This window comes from Streptomyces sparsus (assembly GCF_054776295.1).
This window is the reverse complement of record NZ_BAAHCA010000488.1, coordinates 1-3,720: the sequence shown is the minus strand read 5'-3', so window position 1 is coordinate 3,720 and position 3,720 is coordinate 1. Positions and strand designations below refer to the sequence as shown.

Here is a 3,720-nt window from a genome sequence, read left to right as displayed (position 1 = left end):
CCGCCGGCCCCGGGCCGCCCGCCCGGGCCCGGCATCTGTCCCGGGCCGCCCGTCAGGCGTCCCGGACCGCCCGGCATCCGGGACGGGCTGTCAGGCTGCGACGGCCTCGAAGAGGCTCCAGAGCCCCAGACCGGTCATGAGGGCCGCCGCGATGCGGGTGATCAGGCGCAGCGGCACCCGCCGCATCAGCGCCCGGCCACCGAGAATGCCCAGTCCGGCCACCGACCAGAGGGCCAGGACGGCACCGAGCCCGACGGACAGCGGGTCCTCGTACCGGGCGGCGAGATTGGCCGTCATGATCTGCGTGAGGTCACCGAACTCCGCCACCATGATCAGCGTGAAGCCGCTGCCCGCGACCTTCCAAAAGGACTGGTCGGCGGGTTCCTTCACCTCTTCCGCGCCGTGGTCCTTCTTCCACAGCAGCACCGCCGCTCCTCCCAGGAACAGCAGGCCGGTGACCGCCGCGAGCAGGCGTTGCGGCAGCAGGGTCAGCACACTGCCCGCGGCGACCGCGAGCGCCACGTGCACGACGAACGCCGCCGCCACGCCGGCGAAGACGTAGGACGCCCGGAAGCGGGTGCCGAGCACCAGGCCGGCCATGGCGGTCTTGTCGGGCAGTTCGGCAAGGAAGACGACGCCGAACACCACGGCGACAACGGTGAGGCTGAACACGGGACCATTCCTCGTTCGATCGGGCCGCACCGAGGGGCCCACCGGGAATGGCACGCTTCGGCACGGCAGCATCTGGGACACTGCGGCCGAAGGTCTCGCTGGCGCACCGCGTCGCGGTGCGCTCCGGGCGCCGGGGCGGCGAGCCGCCCAGTATGTCGACGTTCCGGCGAGGAGCTACTCCCCTTCAGACGCCACCACGATACGGCATGCCGCGCGCGGCCCCCACGGGTGTTCCGCGCCCCGGCACGGCCGCGCGCCCGGGCCCCTGCGCACCGCCGTCCACGGTCCGTGCCAGGGCGACGGCCTCGGAGGCCCGGCGCCGCCCCCTCGCGCACTGACCCTCCGTCACGCTCCCCCGCAGGCACCGGGAACGGGTCCGAGGGGGGAAATGCCGGCACGGCTCTTGATGTGACGTGCACATGTCGCCAACCTGTTACCTGCGACCCGCCGACCGGAAACCCTGCGGCGCCAGCATCCCGTAGCAGCACACCCACCCGGCACCACCCCCACCTCGAGGGAGCCCGTATGCACGGCATACGCGAGACCACCAGCCGCCGTCGTCTCTACGCGCGTCGACCCCGCATCCTGCTCAGCACCGCCCTCGCACTGACCGGCCTCACCGGCAGCATGCTGCTGCTGGCCCCCGCCGCTCAGGCGGCTCCGCCCACCCCGCCCAGCGCCTCCCAGGCCCGCAGCATGCTCGCCGGGCTGAGGGTCGCCGCCGAGACCTCCATGGACGGCTACAGCCGCAACCTCTTCCCGCACTGGAGCAACCAGGGCAACAACTGCAACACCCGGGAGATCGTGCTCCAGCGCGACGGCAGCAACGTGCGGACCGACGACCAGTGCCGCGCCGTCAGCGGCAGCTGGTACTCGCAGTTCGACGGGGTGACCCTCACCGACTCCTCCGGTGTGGACATCGACCACATGGTGCCGCTGGCCGAGGCGTGGCGCTCCGGTGGGCGCACCTGGTCGGCCGCCAAGCGGCAGTCCTTCGCCAACAACCTCCAGGCCGCGCAGCTGATCGCGGTGTCCGCGAGCTCCAACCGCAGCAAGGGCGACAAGGACCCGGCCGAGTGGATGCCGCGCACCGCCTACCACTGCACCTACGCGCGCTCGTGGGTGTGGATCAAGAACAACTACGCCATGACCGTCGACACCACCGAGAAGGCAGCGCTGACCCGGACGCTCGCCAGCTGCTGAGCGGGCGACCACCGAGCACCAACTGACCGGCGGTAGAGGCGAGATAATCCCCGGCCGGTAAGATCCACCGCGCAGCGGAGGTGGATGTTCCGGTCGGGGCACCGGCGGCCGGGGGCGAAGGGCATGATGGTGACCGCCCGCACAGCACCCGACCCGGGGAGTCACCACCGTGGCCGTCCTGACCGACCGCTCCATGGCCATAGTGGGTGCCGGACCTCGCGGCACGAGCGTGCTGGAACGCCTGTGCGCCTCCGTCCCCGAACTGCTGCCGGCCGGCACGCGGCTGACCGTGCACGTCGTTGACCCCCACCCCGCCGGGGCGGGCCAGGTCTGGCGGACCGATCAGCCCGCCGAACTGCTGATGAACACCGTCGCCTCCCAGGTCACGCTGTTCACCGACGCGAGCGTCGCCTGCGCCGGACCGATCCGTCCCGGTCCCAGCCTGCACACCTGGCACCTCCGTGGCCACCACTCCGCGGACCGGCCCGAGGACCGCTCCGAGGACCGAGCCGCGGGCCGCGCGCTCGGCCCGGACGACTACCCCACCCGGGCCCTGTACGGCGGCTACCTGAAGTGGGTGTTCGCCAGTACCGTGGCCGCCGCACCGGCTGCCGTCGACATACGCGTCCACCGGCGGCACGCCGTCGAGCTCACCGACAGCCACGACGGCACCCAGACCCTCCGACTCGACGACGGCAGCCGGCTCGACGGCCTCGCCGCCGTCGTCCTCGCCCAGGGGCACCTGCCCGTCGCCGAGGACAGCGAGCAGGAACGTCTCGCCGCCCATGCCGACAGCCACCACCTGCGCTACCTGCCGCCGGGCAACCCCGCCGACCACGTCGAACGGCTCGCCGCACTGGAGCCCGGCCGGCCGGTGCTGCTGCGCGGCCTCGGCCTGACCTTCTTCGACCACCTCGCCCTGCTGACCACCGGCCGCGGCGGCAGGTTCACCGACGACGGCACCGGAACCCTGCGCTACCTGCCGTCCGGTCGGGAGCCCCGGCTGTTCGCCGGGTCGCGCCGCGGGGTGCCGTACCACGCCCGCGGTGACAACGCCAAGGGCGCCCACGGACGGCACATGCCCCGCCTGCTCACCGCTGACGTCATCGCCCAGTTCCGCAAGCGCACCGACGCGGGCGACCCGCCCGACTTCCTCACCGACGTCTGGCCGCTCGTCGCCCGGGAGGTCGAAACCGTCTACTACGAAGCGCTGTTGCGCCGCAGGCAGCCCACGGCGTGCGAACCCGGCGGCGGCATCGAGCAGTTCCGGACCGCCCTGCTGGCCACCCTGCGCGGCAGCGCCGAAGAGCACGCGGTGCTGGACGGGTTCGGGATCACGGCGACGGAACGCTGGGACTGGACGGCGCTCACCCACCCGCACCGCCACCGGACCTTCCGCGACGCCGGCGAGCACCGCCGCTGGCTGCTCGACCGGCTGCGGGAGGACGTCGCCCAGGCCCGGCTGGGCAACGTCGACGGTCCCGTCAAGGCAGCGCTCGACGTGCTGCGGGACCTGCGCAACGAACTCCGCCTGACGGTCGACCACGGCGGGCTGACGGGAGCGTCCCGCCGGGACGGGCTCGACCGCTGGTACACCCCGCTCAACGCGTTCCTCTCCATCGGCCCGCCCCGGCAGCGCATAGCCGAGACGGCGGCGCTCATCGAGGCCGGTGTGCTCGACGTGCTCGGACCCGGCATGCGGGTGGGCACCGGCCCCGGGGGCGCGTTCACCGCCCACTCCCCGCACGTGCCGGGCGTCGAGGTCCGGACCACCGCACTCGTCGAGGCCCGACTGCCCGAGCCCGACCTCCGGCGCACCACCGACCCGCTGCTGGCCGGGCTGCT

At 73.2% G+C, this 3,720-nt stretch carries 3 protein-coding genes; 2 read left to right on the top strand and 1 reads right to left on the bottom strand.

From position 1 onward, the window contains the following. Positions 1-90: 90 nt before the first annotated feature. On the bottom strand, positions 91-672 hold the full coding sequence (locus ACYVE9_RS18955; RefSeq protein ID WP_461029075.1) for a TMEM165/GDT1 family protein: 582 nt from the start codon (positions 670-672) through the stop codon (positions 91-93). Between the two features lie 525 nt (positions 673-1,197). Here ACYVE9_RS18955 and ACYVE9_RS18950 point away from each other — a divergent pair. Both ACYVE9_RS18950 and ACYVE9_RS18945 read left to right on the top strand, forming a co-directional pair. Further along, on the top strand, positions 1,198-1,875 hold the full coding sequence (locus ACYVE9_RS18950) for an HNH endonuclease family protein (protein WP_461029074.1): 678 nt from the start codon (positions 1,198-1,200) through the stop codon (positions 1,873-1,875). A 193-nt stretch (positions 1,876-2,068) separates the two neighbouring features. Continuing rightward, the coding region (locus tag ACYVE9_RS18945; protein ID WP_461029076.1) for an FAD/NAD(P)-binding protein at positions 2,069-3,720 on the top strand (1,652 nt) is incomplete at its 3' end.